This is a genomic window from Allobosea psychrotolerans (genome assembly GCF_002917105.1).
Taxonomy (GTDB): Bacteria; Pseudomonadota; Alphaproteobacteria; order Rhizobiales; family Beijerinckiaceae; genus Allobosea; species Allobosea psychrotolerans.
Genome location: NZ_PQFZ01000003.1, coordinates 125,235 through 146,436 on the forward strand (window position 1 = coordinate 125,235; position 21,202 = coordinate 146,436).

The 21,202-nt window shown below is 65.5% G+C and carries 21 protein-coding genes; 15 read left to right on the plus strand and 6 right to left on the minus strand.

All coding sequences use genetic code 11. The annotated features are described in order from the left end of the window. The first annotated feature begins 101 nt into the window (after positions 1-101). Positions 102-554 carry a CoxG family protein gene (locus CYD53_RS06200; protein WP_103717250.1) on the plus strand — a complete coding sequence of 151 codons (453 nt, stop codon included), beginning with the start codon at positions 102-104 and terminating at the stop codon, positions 552-554. A 43-nt stretch (positions 555-597) separates the two neighbouring features. On the opposite strand, the gene CYD53_RS30850 is transcribed toward CYD53_RS06200, so the two are convergent. Continuing rightward, entirely contained in the window at positions 598-1,941 is a 1,344-nt protein-coding gene (locus CYD53_RS30850; RefSeq protein ID WP_146055828.1) for a methyl-accepting chemotaxis protein, read from the minus strand. Positions 1,942-2,279: 338 nt separating this feature from the next. Here CYD53_RS30850 and CYD53_RS06210 point away from each other — a divergent pair, with 338 nt between their 5' ends. The 14 genes from CYD53_RS06210 (at position 2,280) to CYD53_RS06275 (ending at position 14,458) form a co-directional block, all read left to right on the plus strand. Continuing rightward, on the plus strand, positions 2,280-2,780 hold the full coding sequence (locus CYD53_RS06210) for a (2Fe-2S)-binding protein (protein ID WP_103717251.1): 501 nt from the start codon (positions 2,280-2,282) through the stop codon (positions 2,778-2,780). An 84-nt stretch (positions 2,781-2,864) separates the two neighbouring features. Then, positions 2,865-5,228, plus strand: a complete 2,364-nt coding sequence (locus CYD53_RS06215) for a xanthine dehydrogenase family protein molybdopterin-binding subunit (protein ID WP_103717252.1) — start codon at positions 2,865-2,867, stop codon at positions 5,226-5,228. Positions 5,229-5,307: 79 nt separating this feature from the next. Next, positions 5,308-6,111: an FAD binding domain-containing protein gene (locus tag CYD53_RS06220; RefSeq protein ID WP_103717253.1), complete on the plus strand. Its 804-nt coding sequence runs from the start codon at positions 5,308-5,310 to the stop codon at positions 6,109-6,111. Between the two features lie 121 nt (positions 6,112-6,232). After that, entirely contained in the window at positions 6,233-7,147 is a 915-nt protein-coding gene (locus CYD53_RS06225) for an AAA family ATPase (RefSeq protein ID WP_103717254.1), read from the plus strand. A 125-nt stretch (positions 7,148-7,272) separates the two neighbouring features. Beyond that, positions 7,273-7,650: a nuclear transport factor 2 family protein gene (locus CYD53_RS06230; RefSeq protein WP_103717255.1), complete on the plus strand. Its 378-nt coding sequence runs from the start codon at positions 7,273-7,275 to the stop codon at positions 7,648-7,650. A gap of 124 nt (positions 7,651-7,774) precedes the next feature. Then, a complete protein-coding gene (locus CYD53_RS06235) occupies positions 7,775-8,977 on the plus strand; it encodes a vWA domain-containing protein (RefSeq protein ID WP_103717256.1) in 1,203 nt (400 codons plus the stop codon). 153 nt (positions 8,978-9,130) lie between these two features. Beyond that, the gene (locus CYD53_RS06240; RefSeq protein ID WP_103717257.1) at positions 9,131-9,469 is read left to right on the plus strand and encodes an XdhC family protein; all 339 of its coding nucleotides are present in this window, start codon (positions 9,131-9,133) and stop codon (positions 9,467-9,469) included. Beyond that, positions 9,469-10,098 (plus strand): LysE family translocator, encoded by a 630-nt coding sequence (locus tag CYD53_RS06245; RefSeq protein ID WP_103717258.1) that lies wholly within the window; start codon positions 9,469-9,471, stop codon positions 10,096-10,098. Before CYD53_RS06240 ends, CYD53_RS06245 begins: the two co-directional genes overlap by 1 nt. Before the next feature lie 4 nt (positions 10,099-10,102). Next, entirely contained in the window at positions 10,103-10,795 is a 693-nt protein-coding gene (locus CYD53_RS06250) for an XdhC family protein (RefSeq protein ID WP_103717259.1), read from the plus strand. 12 nt (positions 10,796-10,807) lie between these two features. Beyond that, positions 10,808-12,406: an NTP transferase domain-containing protein gene (locus tag CYD53_RS06255; protein ID WP_103717260.1), complete on the plus strand. Its 1,599-nt coding sequence runs from the start codon at positions 10,808-10,810 to the stop codon at positions 12,404-12,406. A 69-nt stretch (positions 12,407-12,475) separates the two neighbouring features. Next, a complete protein-coding gene (locus CYD53_RS06260) occupies positions 12,476-12,733 on the plus strand; it encodes a type II toxin-antitoxin system Phd/YefM family antitoxin (protein ID WP_103717261.1) in 258 nt (85 codons plus the stop codon). Continuing rightward, positions 12,730-13,119 carry a type II toxin-antitoxin system VapC family toxin gene (locus tag CYD53_RS06265; RefSeq protein ID WP_103717262.1) on the plus strand — a complete coding sequence of 130 codons (390 nt, stop codon included), beginning with the start codon at positions 12,730-12,732 and terminating at the stop codon, positions 13,117-13,119. The genes CYD53_RS06260 and CYD53_RS06265 overlap by 4 nt, the downstream gene beginning before the upstream one ends. A gap of 270 nt (positions 13,120-13,389) precedes the next feature. Then, complete coding sequence (locus CYD53_RS06270) at positions 13,390-13,659, plus strand: usg protein (protein ID WP_069692269.1); 270 nt, start codon at positions 13,390-13,392, stop codon at positions 13,657-13,659. A gap of 202 nt (positions 13,660-13,861) precedes the next feature. Beyond that, positions 13,862-14,458, plus strand: coding sequence for an exopolysaccharide biosynthesis protein (locus CYD53_RS06275; RefSeq protein WP_281261245.1), 597 nt, complete (start codon positions 13,862-13,864; stop codon positions 14,456-14,458). A gap of 4 nt (positions 14,459-14,462) precedes the next feature. On the opposite strand, the gene CYD53_RS06280 is transcribed toward CYD53_RS06275, so the two are convergent. The 5 genes from CYD53_RS06280 to CYD53_RS06300 all read right to left on the minus strand — a co-directional run bounded on the left by CYD53_RS06280 (position 14,463) and on the right by CYD53_RS06300 (position 20,907). After that, entirely contained in the window at positions 14,463-16,679 is a 2,217-nt protein-coding gene (locus CYD53_RS06280) for a putative bifunctional diguanylate cyclase/phosphodiesterase (protein WP_103717263.1), read from the minus strand. Positions 16,680-16,765: 86 nt separating this feature from the next. After that, the gene (locus CYD53_RS06285) at positions 16,766-17,515 is read right to left on the minus strand and encodes a proteasome-type protease (protein ID WP_103717264.1); all 750 of its coding nucleotides are present in this window, start codon (positions 17,513-17,515) and stop codon (positions 16,766-16,768) included. A 49-nt stretch (positions 17,516-17,564) separates the two neighbouring features. Further along, complete coding sequence (locus tag CYD53_RS06290; RefSeq protein ID WP_103717265.1) at positions 17,565-18,392, minus strand: transglutaminase family protein; 828 nt, start codon at positions 18,390-18,392, stop codon at positions 17,565-17,567. Between the two features lie 84 nt (positions 18,393-18,476). Next, positions 18,477-19,418 (minus strand): alpha-E domain-containing protein, encoded by a 942-nt coding sequence (locus CYD53_RS06295; RefSeq protein WP_092174090.1) that lies wholly within the window; start codon positions 19,416-19,418, stop codon positions 18,477-18,479. Between the two features lie 73 nt (positions 19,419-19,491). After that, positions 19,492-20,907, minus strand: coding sequence for a circularly permuted type 2 ATP-grasp protein (locus CYD53_RS06300; RefSeq protein WP_245928113.1), 1,416 nt, complete (start codon positions 20,905-20,907; stop codon positions 19,492-19,494). Positions 20,908-21,202 lie beyond the last annotated feature (295 nt).

Here is a 21,202-nt window from a genome sequence, read left to right on the forward strand (position 1 = left end):
TCCGCTCATGGATAGCCGATCCGTGCCTTGGATAGACCCGAGGCATGGTCGGCTGCAACAGCGGCGGGATCGGCTTGATCTTGGAATGAGGGAGTAGCGGCATGGCGATGACGATGAATGGCGAGGTCACCTTGCCGGCTGCCAAGGATGTGGTCTGGGCCAAGCTGAACGATGCCGAGGTGCTCAAGGCCTGCATTCCCGGCTGCGATCAACTGACCAAGGACGACGACACCCATTTCTCGGCAATCGTGAAGGTCAAGCTTGGGCCGGTGAAGGCGACCTTCCGAGGCAAGGTTGAGCTCGTCGACCTCGACGCGCCCAATGGCTATCGCATCCAGGGCGAGGGCGAAGGCGGCATCGCCGGCTTCGCCAAGGGTGGCGCAAAGGTCGCGCTCAGCGACGCCGAGGGCGGGCAGACGCTGCTGCGCTACGACGTCGAGGCGCAGGTCGGCGGCAAGCTGATGCAGCTCGGCGCCAGGTTGATCGATTCGGTTTCGAAGAAGCTTGCCGACGAGTTTTTCGCCAATTTCGCCAAAGCGGTCAGCGAAGGTTGAGCGTGTTCTTCCGTCTCAAGGCGGTCGGCGAAGGCTGAGCGCGTCAGGACACCTGCTTCAGCGCCGTCAGCGCCTCGCCGACGGTGGCTTCCGCCGCGCCGACTTGAAGTGCGATCTGCGAAGCGACGAAGGTGGCGCGTTCGATCGCCTTCGTCGTCGTCTCCAGGCTGTCGCTGACGGCCTGGGCGCTGGCGATCGCATCGTCCGAACAGCCGGCCACATCCGAGGCGTCGCGCGCTATGCCCGAGGTGACGAGGCTCTGTTGGGCGACCGAGTCGGATATTGCCTCGGAATCGCCCCGGATTTCGCCGATCGTCGAGCTGATCGAGGCGGCATGCTGGCCGCACGCGGAGGCGTTTGCCGAGAACTCGGTAATCTGGCGAGAGATCTCCCGCGTCGCATTGGCTGTCTGGGTAGCCAGCGACTTCACCTCCGAGGCAACGACGGCGAAACCGCGCCCGGCTTCCCCCGCTCGGGCGGCCTCGATCGTGGCGTTGAGAGCGAGCAGATTGGTCTGCGCGGCGATGTCTGCGATCAGGCCGAGAACCGAGCCGATGCTGGCGGTCGATTCACGCAATTGCGTAATCGCGTGGTTCATCGCCTGCGCGTCGTCGACGGCGCGGGTGGCGATGGCGACGCTTTGACGGGCGCGATGGCCGATCTCGCCGATATTGGCCGACATCTCTTCGGTTGCGGCTGCCGTCTGGCGGGCGCGGTCTCTCATCATTTCGGCGGCACGCGTGACATCAAGGACCTGCGTCCGAATGAACGCTGTCGCGCTCGTGGTCTCGTCCGTGGCGCCGACGAACTGCTCGACTGCGCCGCTGATCGTCGAATCGAGCGTGCCGATCCGTGATTTCAACATATGTGCGGCGGTGTCGAGCGCGTCGCGGCGATGCCTCGCCTCCGCAGCCTCGAGGGCATGATCCAGGGTGATCGCGGTATTGATGTCCATGACCAGGACGTTCTCGATGATCTCCATATCTCTCGCGAAACGCCTCGGCGACAACAGAGAGGCCAGGCGCGGCTTCGTCGCGATTGCCCTGAAAAGTGCCCCCGCGATCGCCACGCGGGAACGGGTGCCGACCTTGACGGCGCGCTCCAGCACGCACACGCGCTCCATGGACTTGTGGTAGCGCTCGTCGAAATCACCTTCAAAGATCAACCTGAAATGCTGCCCCGTGATCTCATAGAGGTTCTCGTTCAGCGGCGTGATGTTGTCTTTCAGCCCGGGATGGATCTGGCGACCGTAGGTGAAGGCCTTGGCGACGATGTCTTCGATGACGAGATCGACGTGCTTGCGATAGCCCCGCAGCGCGGTGCGCTTTTGCTCGCCGTAGCCCGTCGAATGCAGGCGGCGTGCGACCTGTTCGGAAATCGATGTCAAGATTGGCCCTCGCGCCGCCGGCAAAAGCGCTCCAACGAGCTGGCTCACGGTGAGTGGCCCCGGTTAAAATTCCGGCAATGCGACATGCGCACGCGGTTTCTCAAATTCTGGTCGAGATCCAGTCGAACGCGATGAATCAGCGCGAAACGGTACAAAACAGCGTGGCTTGTCCGGAGGTCCCTGGCTTGACCGCGCAAAAACGCGGGTCCACATTCGGTTTCGAGCTATTCCAAGGAAAAGCTGCCCTTCGTCGATCGCGGTCGCGCGAGGGGAGAATACGCTACGGCTTCGAGATGTCTTAGCCGGGCGCCAGACCCGGGTCACAGGAGGAATGCCCCATGGCCACCGTTTCGATGACGGTGAACGGCAAAGCCGTCACCGGCACAATCGATCCCCGTACCTTGCTCGTCCAGTTCCTGCGCGAGAACCTGCGCCTGACGGGCACGCATGTCGGCTGCGACACCAGCCAGTGCGGTGCCTGCGTCGTCCATGTCGACGGCAAGGCGATCAAGTCCTGTACGACGCTGGCGCTGTCGCTCGAGGGCGCCTCCGTGACGACGATCGAGGGGCTGGCGGTCGACGGCTCGCTGCATCCGATGCAGGAGGCATTCCGCGAGCATCACGGGCTTCAGTGCGGCTTTTGCACGCCAGGCATGATCATGGCAGCCGTCGATATCGTGAACCGGCGTGGCCATGCGCTCGACGAGCAGACGATCCGCGAGGACCTCGACGGCAATATCTGCCGCTGCACCGGCTACCACAACATCGTCAAGGCGATCGCAGCCGGAGCCGAGGCCATGGGCGGCAAGGCGAAGCCGGCCCGCCAGGCCGCAGAGTAAGGCGTTTCGCCCGCGCCATCCCGCGCGGGTTTTTTCTCATGCCATGACGTGCCCGCCAGAGGCGCGCTGCGAGGAGGGAACAGCATGTCAGCCACGGGAATCGGCGCCTCAGTCCGCCGCAAGGAAGACCACCGCTTCATCACCGGCCAGGGCCGTTATACCGACGACATCAACCGTCCCGGCCAGGCTCACGCCTATTTCCTGCGCTCGCCTCACGCCCACGCGACCATCAACACGATCGACACCAAGGCCGCGGCCAAGATGCCCGGCGTGCTTGGAATCTTCACAGGCGACGATCTCACGGCCGATAAGGTCGGCGGGCTGATCTGCGGCTGGATGATTCACAACAAGGACGGCTCGCCGATGCGCGCCGGCGCGCATCCGGCCCTGGCCCAGGGCAAGGTCCGCTATGTCGGCGACCATGTCTGCGTGATCGTCGCCGAGACGCTGGCGCAGGCACGCGACGCTTCGGAGGCGATCGTCGTCGACTACAGCGTGCTGCCGGCGGTGGTCGACACCGCAAGCGCCGCCAAGGCCAAGACCGTGGTGCATGCGGAGGCGCCCGACAACACGGTGTTCAACTGGCATCTCGGCAACAAGGACGAGACGGAGAAGGCCTTCAAGGCGGCCAAGCATGTGACGAAGCTCGACATCGTCAACAACCGACTGGTGCCCAACCCGATGGAGCCGCGCGCGGCCGTCGGCGACTACGATCAGGGCGAGGGGGCGTTCACGCTCTACACCACGAGCCAGAACCCGCATGTTGCGCGCCTCGTCCTCTCGGCCTTCATCGGCATCGCGCCCGAGAACAAGCTTCGCGTGATCGCGCCCGATGTCGGCGGCGGCTTCGGCTCGAAAATCTTCATCTATGCCGAGGAGACGGTCTGCGTCTGGGTGGCCAAGAAGGTCGGCCGGCCGGTGAAATGGACCTCCGACCGTTCCGAGGCCTTCCTCTCCGACGCGCATGGCCGCGACCACGTCACCCATGCCGAGCTCGCGACTGACGCCGAGGGCAAGATCACCGGCCTCAGGGTCAAGACCACGGCCAATCTCGGCGCTTATCTCTCGACTTTCTCCTCTTCGGTGCCGACCTATCTCTATGCGCCGCTGCTCTCGGGCTCCTACGACATCCCGGCGATCTATGCCGAGGTCGACGCGGTCTATACCAACACGGCGCCCGTCGACGCCTATCGCGGGGCGGGGCGGCCGGAGGCGACCTTCGTGGTTGAGCGCCTGGTCGAAGTCGCGGCGCGCGAACTCGGCAAGGATCCGGCGAAATTCCGGATGCAGAACTACATCAAGAAATTCCCGCACCAGACGCCGGTGATCATGATGTATGATGCCGGCAATTACGGCGCGGCGATGAAGAAGGCGCTGGAGATCATCGATTACAAGGGCGTCGGCAAGCGCAAGCGCGACTCCGCCCGCAACGGCAAGCTGCGCGGCATCGGCTTTTCCTCCTATATCGAGGCTTGCGGCATTGCGCCGTCGGCCGCGGTGGGGTCGCTGGGTGCAGGCGTCGGCCTGTGGGAATCGGCGGAGGTCAGGGTCAATCCGATCGGTACCGTCGAGGTTTTGACCGGCTCTCACAGCCATGGCCAGGGCCATGAGACGACCTTCGCCCAGCTCGTTTCGGACAGGCTCGGCATCCCGATCGAGAACGTCTCGATCGTCCATGGCGACACTGACAAGGTGCAGATGGGCATGGGCACCTATGGCTCGCGCTCCGGCGCGGTCGGCATGTCGGCGATCTTCAGGGCGGTCGACAAGGTCATCGCCAAGGGCAAGAAGGTCGCGGCCTATGTGCTGGAAGCGGACGAGGCCGACATCGATTTCGCGGATGGGCACTTCAAGGTGAAGGGCACGGACAAGGCGCTCGATTTTGGTTCCTGCGCGCTACAGGCCTATGTCGCGCACAAGTTCAACGGGCAGGACCTCGAGCCCGGGCTGAAGGAGGGCGCGTTCTACGACCCGACCAACTTCACCTTCCCGGCCGGCGTCCATATCTGCGAGCTCGAGATCGACCCCGCCACCGGCGTGACCCATATCGAGCGCTGGGCGGCGGTGGACGATTTCGGCAATGTCATCAATCCGATGATCGTCGAGGGGCAGGTCCATGGCGGCATTGCCCAGGGGGTCGGACAAGCGCTGCTGGAAGGGGCGAAGTACAACAGTGATGGGCAGCTCGTGACCGCGAGCTTCATGGATTACTGCATGCCCCGCGCCGGCGATCTGCCATCCTTCGATGTCGGCATGACAGTGACGCCATGCCCGTCCAATCCGCTCGGCATCAAGGGCTGCGGCGAGGCCGGGGCCATCGCCGCTCCACCTGCCGTGATCAACGCCATCACCGACGCGCTCGGCCATGAGGACATCGCCATGCCGGCGACGCCCCAGGCGGTCTGGCGCGCGGCGCAGAAGAGCCTCAAGAGAATGGCTGCCGAGTAAGCATCGAGAAGGCGGATGACGGCATGTGGCCGTCGTTCGCTTGTCCAGCGCCTGCGACGTTTCGAAAGGGATCATGCCCATGTACGCCTTCACCTTCCATCGCCCGGCCACGGCGCGCCAGGCTGCCGGTCTCCTCGCCAAGAAGGAGGACGCCAAATTGCTCGCCGGCGGGCACACGCTGCTGCCGACGATGAAGCAGCGTCTCGCTTCGCCGGGTGCACTTGTCGATCTCGGCGGCTGCGCCGATCTCAAGGGCATCGAGCGCAAGGGTCGCACTGTCGTGATCGGCGCGATGACGACCCATGCCGAGGTCGCGGCCTCGCCGGTCGTGCAGGAGGCCATTCCGGGCCTGGCCTATCTCGCCTCGCATATCGGTGACCCGCATGTGCGCAATCGCGGCACGATCGGCGGCTCGGTCGCCAATAATGACCCCGCGGCGGATTATCCTGCAGCCTGCCTCGCACTGGGGGCGACGATCGTCACCAACAAGCGCAAGGTCGGAGCGGACGAGTTCTTCACGGGCCTTTACGAGACCGCGCTGGAGGAGGGCGAGATCATCACCAAGATCGTCTTCCCGCTGGCTTCCAAGGCGGCCTATGCGAAATTCCGCAATCCGGCCTCGCGCTATGCGCTGGTCGGCGTCTTCGTCGCCAAGCGCGGCTCCGATGTCCGCGTCGCGGTCACCGGCGCGGGCGAGGGGGGCGTCTTCCGCTGGCCGGAGGCGGAGGCGGCGCTGAAGACGCGCTTTGCCGCCAAATCGCTCGATGGCCTCAAGGCCTCGGCCAAGGGCATCAATGCCGACATGCATGCCGATGCCGAATACCGGGCGCATCTGATCGGCGTGATGGCGAAGGAAGCCGTGGCGCGGGCGACGGGGAAGTAGGGCGCTGCGCGCAAGCCTGCCGCGTCATGCCCGGGCTTGACCCGGGCGGCCCGGCCAAGCCTAGCTGGTGGTTCATTCCCAAGAAATGCTCGGGGCAAGCCCGAGCATGACGCGAGTTGTCATGCCCACCGCTCTTCCTGTCTCCATCGACGCGACGCTGTCCCTCCTTCAAGCGCAAGGCTATGTCGCTGACCGCTCTCTTGCGACCGTGCTGTTCCTGGCGCTCAGGATGAAGCGGCCGCTGCTGCTGGAAGGCGAGGCCGGCACCGGCAAGACCGAGATCGCGAAAGTGCTCTCGGCCGCGCTGGGGCGCAAGCTGATCCGACTGCAATGCTATGAGGGGCTCGACCTCGCCTCGGCCGTCTATGAATGGAACTATGCCGGCCAGATGATGGCGATCCGGCTCGCCGAAGCTGGCGGTGCGAGCGGCGATCGTGACCGACTCGAGGCCGATATCTTTTCGGAGAAATACCTGGTCAAGCGTCCGCTCTTGCAGGCGCTGGAGCCGCAGGAGGGTGGCGCGCCGATCCTGCTGATCGATGAACTCGACCGCACCGACGAGGCTTTCGAAGCCTTCCTGCTCGAAGTTCTGGCGGATTCGCAGGTGACGATTCCCGAGCTCGGCACGATCAAGGCCGCTGAGCCGCCGATCGTGATCCTGACCTCGAACCGCACCCGCGAGATCCATGACGCGTTGAAGCGGCGCTGCCTCTATCACTGGGTCGGCTACCCCGATGCCGTCCGCGAACTCGCCATCCTCAAGGCGCGCGCGCCAGGCGCTCCCGCCAAGCTGGCGAAGCAGGTCGTCTCCTTCGTGCAGGCGATCCGCAAGGAGGAACTGTTCAAGGCGCCCGGCGTCGCCGAGACGCTGGACTGGGCGAGCGCTTTGGTGGAGCTCGACGCAGTCGCACTCGATCCCGCGCTGGTCTCGGACACGCTGGGCGCGCTGCTGAAATACCAGGACGATATCCAGGCGATGCAAGGCTCGAAGGTGAAGGAGCTGCTGGATCAGGTGAAGGCGGAAGCGCGGGGCTAGGTTGGGGCTCAGCCGTCAGGGTCGGCCTTGCGTCGACCGTCCACGTCTTCGTTCAACCTGGCCGACACGTCGCAAGGCGTGGATGGCTGGGACAAGCCCCACCATGACGGAAGAGGAGCGACACCATGTACAATGATCTCAAGGCGATCGAGGCGGCGACCTGGACCTATCTCAACGGGCTTTATGAGGGCGATGTCGACAAGCTCTCCCATGTCTTTCACCCGACCAGCGCACTGACTTCGGCGCAGGAGGACGGCGCGATCAAGATTCTGCCGCGCGACCAGTGGTTGGAGTTGGTGCGCAGCCGGCCCTCTCCGAAAGCCGCTGGCCTGGCGCGCGGCGACCATATCCTGACCATCGATCTGGTCGGGCCGACGCTGGCGCTTGTGAAGGTGAAATGCCAGATGCCGCCGCGCTATTTCACCGATCTGCTGTCCTTCCTGAAGGTCGATAGCAAATGGCAGGTCGTGCAGAAGGTGTTCATGACCGAGATGCAGGAGTGAGTAGCGACACTCTCCGTCATGATCGCCATCGTACCGGCCATCCACGCCTTGCGACGTTGATTCCGCTGAGAGCGAAGACGTGGATGCTCGGGACGAGCCCAAGCATGACGGTCGCGGCTCACTCATGACCGGAAAACTCCCCGAAAACGTCGCCTATTTTGCTCGAGCGCTGCGCATCGCCGGTGTGCCCGTCGGCCCCGGCGCGGTGGTCGAGGCGGTCGAGGCGCTGGCAGAAGGGGCGCTCGGCGAGCGCGACGACGTCTATTGGGCGCTGCATGCGATCTTCGTGAAGAAGCACGAGGACAGCGTCGTTTACGATCAGGCCTTCCGGCTGTTCTGGCGCAGGCGGGCGCTGATCGAGAAACTGATGGCGCAGATGTCGCCGGTTTCGCCTGGCGGTGACAGCACGCCGCAGAAGGAGGAGGCCGGCGCGCTGCGGGTGGCGGAGGCCTTCGCGCCGCCCAAGCGAGAGGATGACGAGCCGCCGCGGGAGCTGACCGAACTCAGCGCGCAGATGACGGTTTCCGATCGCGAGACGTTGAAATCGCGCGATTTCGCCCAGATGAGCGCAGCCGAGATCGCGCGGGCCAAACAGTTGATAGCGGGCTTGAGCCTGCCTGACGACAGGGTGCCGACGCGGCGTTTCCAGGCTGCCCATCAGGGCGCGCGCATCGACCCGCGCCGGACCTTTCGCCGCTCTCTGCGGGGCGGCGGCGGTTCGATCGATCTGGCGTTCCGCGAGCGTGCCGAGGTGCATCCGCCGGTCGTTGCGCTGGTCGATATCTCGGGCTCGATGGCGGAGTATTCGCGCATCTTCCTGCATTTCCTGCATGCGCTCACCGAGAAGCGCCAGCGTGTGCATTCCTTCGTTTTCGGTACAAGGCTGACCAATGTCACGCGCAGCTTGCGCGCCCGCGACCCCGACGATGCGCTGGCCCTGGCGGGACGCGCCGCGCCCGACTGGGAAGGCGGCACGCGCATCTCGACGGCGCTGCATACGTTCAACCGGATCTGGTCGCGCCGGGTTCTGGCGGGCGGGGCGGTTGTTCTGCTGTTCACCGACGGGCTGGAGCGGCATCTCGATGGGGAGCTCTCCTTCGAGATGGACCGCCTGCACCGTTCCTGCCGCCAGCTCGTCTGGCTCAACCCGCTGCTGCGCTTCGAGGCCTTCGAGGCGCGCGCCAGCGGCATCCGCGCGATGCTGCCCCATGTCGACAGTTTCCGACCGATCCATAATCTCGCAGCGATGGCCGATCTCTGTGCGGCACTGTCGCCGGATGCAGACCGGAAGAGCGATCCGCGCCAGTGGTTGAAGAAGGCCGGGTGAGGCATGATATCGATGAAGATCTTCAAGCCGCCACGCCGTCATCGCGAGCGTAGCGAAGCAATCCGGCGTCTCGCGCGCCAGCCTTCGGTTTGCTTCGCCATGCTTGCTATGGCGGGAAGCGTCTGAAGCCATAGCGAGATCGAAGGTCATCCCATGATCAGCACCGACACGGACATCCTCAGCCTCGCCGAAGCCTGGGCCAGGTCGGGCCGAGGCGTCGCGCTCGCCACCGTGATCGAGACCTGGGGCTCGGCCCCGCGCCCGGTCGGCTCGCATCTCGTCATCGATGACGCGGGCAATTTCCAGGGTTCGGTCTCGGGCGGTTGCGTCGAGGGCGCGGTCGTGGAGGAGGCGGCCGAGGTCATCGGCGATGGAAAAGCCCGCACGCTCGAATTCGGCGTTGCCGACGAGACCGCCTGGAAGGTCGGGCTCTCCTGCGGCGGGCGGATTCGGGTCTATGTCGAGCGGATTGCAGCCGAGAAGGCGAACTGATGGCTTCCTGGGAAACCCTTGTCGCCTTCGCGACGCTGACCATCCTGGTCGCCTATTTCCCGGGGCCGGCGCTGCTCTATACGGCGGCGCAGACGATTGCGCATGGCCGCCGCGCCGGCCTCATGGCGATGCTCGGCATCCATCTTGGCTGCTATCTGCATGTCTTTGCCGCCGCCTTCGGCCTGTCGGCGGTGTTCAGGCATGTACCTGAGCTCTATGTCGCGGTGAAGCTTGCGGGCGCATTCTATCTCGTCTGGCTCGGCATCGGCATGATCCGCGCCAAGCTGGCCCAGGGCAACGCTCCCCTGACGCCAGCCAAGACGGCCAGGCGCGCCTTGATCGACAGCTTCATCGTCGAGGTACTGAACCCCAAGGTTGCGCTGTTCTTCATTGCGCTCCTGCCGCAATTCGTCGATCCGGCCGGCTCCCTGCCGGTCTGGGCGCAGTTCCTGATCCTCGGCACGGTCGTCAATTTCGCCTTTTCCTCGGCCGATTTAGCCACGGTCCTGGGGGCGTCCGCCGTGGTCAGGACGATGAAGCAGACACGGGCCGGATTTGCTTTGGGGCGCTGGCTCGGCGGCTCGATGATGATCGGACTTGGGCTGAAGCTCGCGACCGATAAGGGCTGAAGCGATGGAGCTTTCGATCCTGTCTGCGCTCAATGCCGAACGCACGGCGCGGCGTGCGAGTGTGCTTGTCACCACGATCGAAAGCGGTGCACAGCGGCTGGTCAAGGCGAGCGAGATCGCCACCGATCCTCTGGCGGAGGTGCTCGACAAGCAGTTGCGCATGGCAAAGAGCGCCATGGTCGAGGTCGAGGGCGCGCAGTATTTCCTGACCGTGCAGGCGCCGCATCCGCGCATCGTCATCACCGGCGCCGTCCATGTCTCGCAGGCGATGGCGCCGATGGCGAAGTTGCTCGATCTCGACCTCGTGATCATCGATCCGCGCACCGCGTTCGCCACATCCGAGCGCTTTCCCGGCGTGCGCCTGCTGACGGAATGGCCGGACGAGGCGATCGCGACGATCGGGCTCGACGGCTACACGGCCTTCGTTGCGCTGACGCACGATCCCAAGATCGACGATCCCGGGCTTGAGGCCGCCCTGCGGTCCGATTGCTTCTATATCGGCGCGCTCGGCAGCCGGAAGACGCACGCGCGGCGCATAGAGCGGTTGGCGGCTGCGGGCTTCGATGAGACCGCGACCGGGCGCATCCACGCGCCGATCGGGCTCGACATCGGCGCGGTGTCGCCCGCCGAGATCGCGCTCGCGATCCTGGCCGAAATCGTCAGCAGCTTGCGCGGCCCCCGCCGCAAACCGGCCTGAGCCACAAACCAGATGAAATTCGGACCCGTCGCCATCACTGAGGTCGCAGGCTGCATCGCCGCGCACACGGTCCGGGCCGGCGACGTCATCATCAGGAAGGGCGCGACGATCAGCACGGAGGATGCAGGCAGGCTTGCCGCCGTCGGGCTGACCGAGATCGTCGCCGTCAGGCTGGAGCCAGGCGATATCGACGAGAATGCAGCGGCGGCGAAGCTGGCCGCCGCGTTGGCGGGGCAGGGCATCGTCACCGAGAACCCCTTCACCGGCCGCGTCAATCTCTTCGCGACCACAGCAGGGGTGCTGACGATCGATATTGCGGCGATCGACCGCTTCAACCGGATCGACGAGGCGGTCACAGCCGCGACCTTGCCGGCGATGAAGCCTGTCGTCGCGGGCGAGATGGTCGGCACGGTCAAGATCATCCCCTATGGCCTTGCCGGGAGCCTGGTCGACGAGGCGCTGGCGGCCGTCTCGGGCGCGCCGATCTCGGTGGCAGCCTATCGGCCGGTCTCGGTCGAGGTGATCTCGACACTCCTGCCCGGCCTCAAGCCCTCGGTTATCGAGAAGACCCTGCGGATCATGGTTGACCGGCTCACGCCGGCCGGCGCAAGCCTGTCGGCTGACAGGCGCGTGCCGCATGAAGTTACGCCATTGGCGCAGGCGCTTGCGAAGACGGCTGCGGGGCCGGCCGACATCGTCGTCGTCTTCGGGGCCTCGGCCATCACCGACCGGCGCGACGTGATCCCGCAGGCGCTGCTCGCGGCCGGTGGGCGGATCGAGCATCTCGGCATGCCGGTCGATCCCGGCAATCTGCTGCTGATCGGCGAGCTCGGCGGCAAGCCGGTAATCGGCGCGCCCGGCTGCGCCCGTTCGCCCAAGGAGAACGGTTTCGACTGGGTGCTGCAGCGCTGCCTCGCCGGCATTCCCGTCCGCAAGGCCGATATTCAGGCGATGGGCGTCGGCGGCCTTCTGATGGAGATCGTCTCGCGCCCGCAGCCGCGCGCGCCGGGCCATGCGCAGGCCGCGCCGGTCGCCGGCATCGTGCTCGCCGCCGGCCGCTCGACCCGGATGGGCGAGGCCAACAAGCTGCTGCAGGTTGTGCGCGGGAAGCCGCTGGTGCGCCATGCCGTCGAAGCGCAACTGGCCTCAAAGGCCGGGCCTGTCCTGGTGGTGACGGGGCATCAGCAGAAGGAGGTTGCGGCCGCGCTGGCCGATCTCGATATTCGCCTCGTCCATAATCCCGATTTCGCCGGCGGCCTTGCCAGTTCTGTGAAGGCGGGGCTTGCCGCATTGCCGGCTTCGGCGCCAGGCGTCGTGGTTTCGCTCGGCGACATGCCCAATGTGACCGCGCAGGTGATCGATAGACTGGCCGAAGTCTTCGCCGACAGGCCGGATGCGCTCGCGGTGGTGCCAACACTGCTTGGCCAGCGGGGTAATCCCGTGCTGCTCGCCCGGGCGCTGTTTCCGGCGGTGACGCGTTTGACCGGTGATCAGGGCGCCAGGCGTCTGCTCGACGAGGCCGGAGACGCTGTCGCCGAGGTGCCGCTGGACGATCCGGCGATCGCGCTCGACGTCGATACCCCGGAGGCGCTGCGGGCGCTGGTTGAATAGGGGATGGCTTGATTTGGACCATGTATTGGTCCAAATTATTTGGACTGCGTTGCAGGACAAGGCTTGCCGATGAACATCTCCGTGAGCGAGGCCAAAGGGCAATTGACCGATCTCGTCCGCCGCGCGGAGGCTGGCGAGGAGGTGGTTCTGACCCGCCATGGTCAGGCAGCCGTCCGGCTGGTTCCGGTCAAGCCAGTCATCGACCGCGCGGAACGGCGGCGGGTGATCGAGACGGCCCAAGAGATGGCACGCGGCAAGATATTGCCGGGGCCGGACGCGGCCCGCAGCCAGGATTTCCTCTATGACGAGGACGGCTTGCCGAAGTGATCGCGGTCGACACCTCCGCGCTGATGGCGATCCTCCTCGAAGAACCGCAGGCTAACGACTGCATGGCGGCCCTGGAGCGCGAGGACGAGGTCATCATCTCCGCTGGAACATTGACCGAAGCACTGATCGTCGCGAGCAAGCGAGGGCTGGATGAGGCGATGGCCTATTTGGTCGGTCGCTTCGGCTTCGCGGTCATCGATGTGACACCGGCGGAGGCGCGGCACGCGGCCGCGGCGCATGGGATATGGGGGAGGGGCGTCCACCCGGCCGGGCTGAATTTCGGCGACTGTTTTGCCTATGCCGTCGCCAAGCAGCACAATTGCCCGCTGCTGTTCATCGGCGATGATTTCGCCAGGACCGACATCAAATCCGCGCTCGAGTCATAGAATGCGTCAGCCCGGCTAGAATGTGGCCAGCGTGGCATGGGCCTCCTCAGGTCTGTCGCCGGTGCATTGTCAGCCGCCCCCCCCCCCAGCACCCGCTAACGCGCCGCCAGTCCCACTCCAGCACTGGATGCAACGATTCCCGGGCATGGCTGGATGCAAGCCTGACTGCAGAAGCTTGGCAGGAGGCTTGCAAGCTTTTGTTAACCATGCCGGCGCACCCTATATCTAACCGGCTCAACTTTCATCGTGACGTGGCGAAGGGAGATGGCAATGGCTTCAGCGGACTTCATCCGGCAGTTGGCGGGATACGGATTGACGACGGCGACGATCCTCTACCGCATGCCCGATCACCCGAAATTGCTGCAGACCTATATCTGGCAACAATATGATCTCGCCCCGCGTTTCCCGCAGCTGCACGACTTTCTCGATTTCTGGAAGCGGGAGCTCGAAGGCCCGCTTCATTCGGTCACAGTCGCGCATTCGCGCCTGATCCGTCCGGCCGAAATCATCAACGTCAACGGCGTATTGACGCTGCACTGAAGGGTCTCATCAAGGAGTTAGAGCAGGATCGACGCAAAAAGCCGGTTTCCACGTTGTTGCATCCTGCTCTGACCCGCGCCCGGGCAGGGCGCAAAACGCCGGTACCCACTTTTTGCATCCTGCCCTCGGCGTCGCCGCGCTTGTTGCGCGGGGCCTGCGCATGCTAGGCCGCTCCTCCCGACCCGGCCCGGCCCTTGTCCTATTGTCATATCCATTGCGCACTTCCGGACTACTGACGGCGCTCGCCGCCCTGCCTGGAGAGCGCATCGGGGTCGCCACGATCATGTCCGCGCTCAAGGATCGGAGCTACGCGCTGCTCGTGGTCCTGCTCGGCCTGCCCAATTGCCTGCCGATGCCGCCGCCGATCCCGCTGGTCTGCGGCCTGGTGCTCGCCTTCGTCGCGGTGCAGATGCTGACGGGCCGCGCCATGCCGTGGCTGCCTCAGGCCGTGCTCGGCAAGAGCGTCGGCAAGCCCGAGCTTAGCCGCGCAGTAGCGCGCGCCGTGCCGGTGCTGACGCGGCTCGAGCGCTTTTCACGACCCCGCCTGACCGTCCTGGGCAGCACCTTGGCGACTCCGGTGCTCGGGCTGATCATCCTCGTGCTCGCGCTGGGCCTCGTCGTCGCGGCGCCCTTCATCGGGCAGATTCCGCTTGGGCTTGCCGTCTGCCTGGTCGGCCTGGGTCTCGTCGAGCGGGACGGATTGTTCATCATCGCCGGCGCCGTCATCGGAGTGGGCGGGCTGATCCTCAGCGCCGGCTTCGCCTATGCGATCGTCAGCGGTCTTTCCGGGCTGTTCTGAGTCATCAAGCCGCTGCGAGGCGGGCGGCAAAAGGCGCGTCCTGCGCCAGCAGCCGGTCGATCTCATCCGCCGCGACGGCTTTCGAGAACAGGAAGCCCTGCAATTCATGGCAGCCGATCGCCTGCAGGAAGCGGTGCTGCTCGACCGTTTCGACCCCCTCGGCGCAGACCCGCAGGCCGAGCGCGCGCCCCAGATGGGCGATCGAGTGGACCAGGATCGCCGATTCCCCCGTCGTCTCCATGTATTCCAGGAATGAGCGGTCGATCTTGATCTTGTCGAAGGCGAAGCGGCGCAGATAGATCAGGCTCGAATAGCCGGTGCCGAAATCGTCCAGCGCGAGGCCGACGCCGTGACTGCGCAGATCCATCATCGCGGCCTCCGCCGCATCGGCGTCCTCGACCACGACGCCCTCGGTCAATTCCAGTTCGAGACGCGCCGGGTCGAAGCCGGTCTCCTCCAGGATGGCGATGACGTTGGCGACGAAGTCCTTGTGGCGGAACTGGATCGGCGAGACGTTGACCGCGAGCTTGACGCCCTCCCAGCGCCGGGCTTCCGTGCAGGCGCGCCGCAGCACCCAGTCGCTCAGGGGCACGATCAGGCCGCGTTCCTCGGCGATCCCGACGAATTCGGAGGGCGGCACCATGCCGTGCTCCGGATGAGGCCAGCGCACGAGGGCCTCGACGCCGATGATCGACAAGCCGTCGATCGAGACCTGCGGCTGGTAGTGCAGCACAAGCTGGTCGTCGGTGATCGCCTTGCGCAGATCCTCCTCGACCATGCGCTTGAGCTGCAGCGAGCGGTTCATGTGCTCTTCGAAGAAGGAGTAACGGTTCCGGCCTTCGTTCTTGGATTGGTACAGCGCGGTGTCGGCGAGCCGGAGCAGTAAGCCGCGGTCGCTGCCGTCCTGCGGCGCGAGCGCGATGCCGATCGAGCAGCCGATCGAGGTTTCCACTCCGAAGATGGTGAAGGGCTTGGTCAGCGCCTCGAGGATGCGTTCGCCAAGGGCGGCGCAGCCGGCCGGATCATGGATATTGGTCTGGATGATGCCGAATTCGTCGCCGCCAAGCCGCGCCACAGTGTCGCCCAGCCGCATGATGCCCAGGAGCCTGTCGGCGACCTGGCGGATCAGCTCGTCGCCGGCGGTGTGGCCATAGGTGTCATTGACTGCTTTGAAGCGGTCGAGGTCGAGCAGCATGACCGCCAGGCTCGCGCCCGAGCGGTTGAGCTGTGCCAGTTCCTGATCGAGTCTGAGGTCGAAGGTTCGCCGGTTCGGCAGCAGTGAGAGCTCATCCTGTCCGGCGAGGCGCTGGATCTGGCGCTCCCTGAGCGCGACCTGGCTCGCGGCGCCGCGCAACCTCTGGATGACATAAGCGAAGATCGCCGCGAAGAGCAGGCCGACCGCAACGAAGCCCCAGAAGAACTGGTGCAGCATGGCGTCTCCCGGGCGCTCGGGTGTCCAGGCCAGCCAGGCCTTGACGGCACCGTCGGGCGCCAGAACCTGGCGGCGCGACACCGGATCCTCAGGCATCCGTCCGGTCAGGCGGACATCGGCGACGCGGTAGCGATCGGCGATGTCGTGCAGCACCGCGCTGGTCAAGCGCCGATAGCCGACGAGCTTCAGACTGCCGGGCCAGCGGGGGAAGGCCGGTGTGGCCGCGGCCGCGAGATCGGCGACCAGGATGGCGATGGCCTCTTGGCCGTCATGGATGATGAAGCTGACCGTCGGTTCGGCCATGGTCGTTGCGGGCTCCGTCGAGGCGGCCGAGCCTCCGGGAATGCGCTGGCTGAAATGCTTCAAGCCATTATAGCCGGCCTGGCCGGCCTGCACGCCGGATTCGACACCCGCGAGAACCCGACCAGCGCCGGTCACTATGTAAGCGCCGTCGAACTCCAGGAAGCGCGTGCTGAGGCGCGTGAAAGCGGATTGAAGCGCCGAGAGCGGATCATCGCTCGCGGCGAGGGCCGTCTGCAATTCCCCGCTCGCCGCGAAGCTGTCGAGCCGCAAGCGGCGCAGCTTGAGCTGGCTGTCGATCGCCGCCTCGATGCGGTCGCGCTGGCGCATCGCCTCGAGCTTGTTGGCGTCGCTGGTGATGGCGAGCACGACGGCGGCCAAAGCGGACAAGACCAGCAGAAACGCGCAGCCGAGCGTCGCCACGGTGCTCTTGAGCATCCGCGCCGACGAGTCCGCGTTGGTCATCTTCGCGACGGCAGGCGCGCGCATCAGCTATCCGAAAAGGGCATCAGGACATGCAGAATGCCAAGGGATCGTTGACATCCCGTTGCCGTGCGCGCAGATTCTTGGGGGTTTCAACCGGTGGGTGGTGCATAGGGCGGGCGCGGTATCGCGGTGTGGGCCGCGCGCAACGCCGCCGACCAGCGTTCGCGCAAGTCGTGGAAATAGGGCTCGCCCGCTTCGATCCGGCGGTTGAGCTCGGGCTCGGCGACGTCGCGGCGCAGCACGATCAGGTCGATCGGCAGGCCCACGCCGAGATTCGAACGCATCGTCGAATCCATCGAGATCAGGCCGACCTTGAGCGCATCGTAGAGATGCGTCTTGTAGGTCACGGCGCGGTCCAGGATCGGCTTGCCGTATTTGTGCTCGCCGATCTGGAGGAAGGGCGCGTCCATGCCGCATTCGATGAAGTTGCCGGCGCCATAGACCATGAAGAGCCGCATCGGCTGGCCCTTGATCTGGCCACCGAACAGCATCGAGACGTCGAACTTCACGCCCGCTTCCTTCATGGCGTCGCCATCCATCTCCCTGACGGCGCGGATGGCACGGCCGACGAGCTGGGCGGCGCGGAACATCGTCGTCGCGTTGAGCAGGGTGTCCATCTCGCCGGTTTCGGGATTGGCCAGCCCCTCATGCAGCAGGCTGACCACCGACTGGGTCACGGAGAGGTTGCCCGCTGTCATCAACCCGAAGGTGCGCTCCCCCGGCGTGGAAAAGACATGCAGCTTGCGGAAGGTCGAGACGTCGTCGAGCCCGGCATTGGTGCGGGTGTCGGCGATCATCACCAGCCCGTCCTGCACGAGGATTCCGGCGCAATAGGTCACGAGGCGGGTCCTTGCTGTGGGAGCGGCCGGGTTGCGCCCGGCCGGTCCGTCATTGGTTGGCCTGGAAGCCGGCGGCCTGGCGCGCGCTGACGACCACGGAGAGGCGCTCACCGTCGCCGCCCTTGCGCGCCCCGCGCACCGGAGCGGCATCGGAATAGTCGAGGCCCGAGGCGATGCGCACATGGGTGTCGATCGGGCACAGGCCGTTGGCGCAATCAAAGCCGATCCAGCCATAATCGTCGAGATGGACCTCGGCCCAGGCATGGGCGCCGCTGGCATGGGGCAGGGACTGGCTTTCGGCGACATAGCCGGAGACGTAGCGCGCGGGCAGGCCGAGATGGCGGGCGCAGGCCATGAAGACATGGGCGAGATCCTGCGCGATGCCCTCGCGCGCCGCGAAGGCGGCGGCGGCGCCGATTCCGATGCGATCGGCGGGCTCCTGGCAGGTCATCTCCTCGTGCAGCGCGTCCATCAGGGCGTGCATCCTGGCAAGCGGTGTTCTTGCTTCGCGCGTCGTCTCCAGCGCGAAGTTGCGGAGCGCCTCATCTGGCGCGCTCAGCAGCGTGTCACGGCGAAAAACCTCGGGCGGAACGCGCTCGATGCCGCCGCGCACGATACCGGCGAGGTCGGTGGTCTCGATCAGGCCGCTGACCTGGATCGCCAGCGTCGCGATCGGGCCATCGGCAGAGAAGGTGTGGATCAGGTTGCCGTAAGGGTCCTGGCCGGCGCGCAGGCGGCCATCGACGGTGGGCTCGATGCGCCAGGACATGACGTGCTGGCCGTCATGGTCGCGCGGAGTCAGCCGCAGGATCTGCGTGATGTGCCGGGCGGGCTCGGCATAGGCGTAAGAGATCGAGTGGGAAATCCGGATCCGCATGGCGTCGCTGGGTCTCAGGCGGTGGGGCGTGGACGGCCTCTCTTTAGCGGGCCATGCGGCTGGAAGCGAGCCTGAGGCCCAATTTCATTGCAGATACTGCTCGATGATGGTGCCTCCAAGGCGGTTATTCTCGGTGATGAAGTCCGAGATGAACTCGTGCAGCCCGTGCTGGAAGATGTCGTCGATGCGGGTGTTGTTGAGGTTGGCGAGCGTCTTGCGCGCCTGGCGCTGGGCCGGTCCCTGGCGGCCATAGGCGTCGCCGAGCGCGTCGAGGAAGCGTGAGATGTTTTCGTAGCAGCTCGCCAGCGAGCGCGGCATGCGCCGGTTCAGGATCAGGAGATCGGCGATCAGCAGAGGCTTCACCGCCTCGCGATAGACCCAGTGATAGGCGGTCAGCGCCGAGACCTCGCGCAGCACGGTGGTCCATTGGAAATAGTCGAGCGAGCCGCCGACCTGCTCATTGGCCGGCAGCAGGACATGGTATTTGACGTCGAGGATGCGCGCTGTGTTGTCGGCGCGCTCGACATAGACGCCGAGCCTGGAGAACCAGTAGCCGTCGTCGCGCAGCATGGTGCGGTAGGCCGAGCCGTCGAAGACCAGCGAGACATTCTTCACCCATTCGAGGAAGCGGGCGAACTCCTCGCGGTCCATGCGCTTCTTCTCGAAGCGCTGTAGTTCGAGCCAGGCGCCGTTCAGCGCGTCCCACATCTCGGAGGTCAGCGCGGTGCGCACCGCGCGCGCATTGGAGCGGGCGAGCGCCAGGCAGTTGCGGATCGAGGAGTGGTTGTCGGGGTTGAAGGTCAGGAAGTCGCAGACATTGCGCTCATTGGCCTCACCATAGGCTTTGGCGAAGGCCTCCTCACAGCCGGCGGTCGAGACCGCGCTCTGCCATTCCGTGCCGGCGCCGCCATAGGCGTGGGGCAGGTTGGTCAATCGCGTCGTCGCATCGAGGATGCGGGCGAGATACTCGGCCCGCTCGACATAGCGGGAGACCCAGTAAAGGCTGTCAGCTGTGCGCGAGAGCATGGTCAGTTCGGGCCTTTTCGTGGCGGGGCGCGGTGTGTCGGCGTTCCGTCCGGGATGAATGCCGCCATTGATGTTATGCATCGAGCACCCAGGTGTCCTTGGTTCCGCCGCCCTGGCTGGAATTGACGACGAGCGAGCCTTCCTTCAGCGCGACGCGGGTGAGGCCGCCGGGCACGCAGGAGATGCCGTTGGCGCCCGAAAGCACATATGGGCGCAAATCGACATGGCGTGGGGCCACGCCCGAGGCCACGAAGGTCGGGCAGGTCGAGAGGGCCAGGGTGGGCTGGGCGATGAAGCCCTCGGGGCTCGCCTTCAGCTTCTTGCGGAAGCTCTCGATCTGCGCCTTGTTGGCGTGGGGCCCCACAAGCATGCCGTAGCCGCCGGAGCCGTTGACCTCCTTGACGACGAGCTTCTCGAGATTGTCGAGCACATAGGCGTTGGCCTCGGGCTCGCGGCAGCGCCAGGTCGGCACGTTCTTCAGGATCGGCTCCTCGCCGGTGAAGAACTTCACGATCTCGGGCATGTAGCTGTAGACCGCCTTGTCGTCGGCGACGCCGGTGCCGACCGCGTTGGCCAGTGTAACGTTGCCGGCCTTGTAGGCGCCGATCAGCCCGGGCACGCCGAGCACGGAATCGCCGCGGAAGACGAGCGGGTCGATGAAGTCGTCGTCGATGCGCCGGTAGATCACATCGACCCGCTTGGGGCCCTGCGTGGTGCGCATATAGACGACATCGTCCTTGACCAGCAGGTCCGAGCCCTCGACCAGTTCGACGCCGAGCTTGTCGGCCAGGAAGGAGTGTTCGTAGAAGGCCGAATTGAACTGGCCGGGCGTCAGCAGGCAGATCGAAGGGTCGCTTGGTGCGCTGCGCGGCGCGACCGAGCGCAGGGTCGCCAGCAGCTGGTCGGGATAGTTGTCGACGGGTGCGACGCGATGCGTGGCGAAGAGCTCCGGGAAGAGCCTGAGCATCACCTCGCGGTTCTCCATCATGTAGGAGACGCCCGAGGGCGTGCGCGCATTATCCTCCAGCACATAGAAGGTGTCGGCATCGACCCGGACCACATCGATGCCGGCGATGTGGCAGTAGATGCCGTGCGGCACCTGGAAATCGACCATTTCGAGCTGGTAGCAGGCATTGCCATAGACCAGGTCGGGCGGGATGATCCCGGCCTTGAGGCATTCCTTCGGCCCGTAGACATCGGCCAGGAACATGTTCAGTGCGGTCACGCGCTGGCGCAGGCCCGCCTCCAGCTTGGTCCATTCCGGCTTGGTCAAGACTCGGGGAATGATGTCGAAGGGGATCAGGCGCTCGGTCGACTCTTCGTCGCCATAGACGGCGAAGGTGATGCCGATGCGGCGGAAGAACAGTTCGGCCTGGCTGCGCCGCAGTGCCAGCGTTTCCGGCGGCGCTTCCTTCAGCCAGCGGTCGAGCTCAGCATAGGCCGGCCGTATATCGGAGCCGGAGCCGGTCATTTCATCGAACGCGACCATCGCAGGTGTTTTCCCCATTTCGGGCAGCCTATGCCTATTCGCGATCGTTCGGGAAGGGGGCGCATGGTCAGGGCTGCGTCGGCGCCTGCCTAATCCTTGAGCAATTCCGGCGTTGGTACGGCCGGCGCGCTTGTCGAGTCGTCAAAAGGGATGAGGCGCATCGCGCCGAGTTGGGCCGCAGCAGGTCTTCGACAGAACCGCCTGCTGCAGCACGGCCTGCATCCAGGCCGATCCGCTTGATCCCTTTCGAGCCGCTGCCTCAGAGCGACGGCCTTGTTCCGGTGCTCGTCGCGGG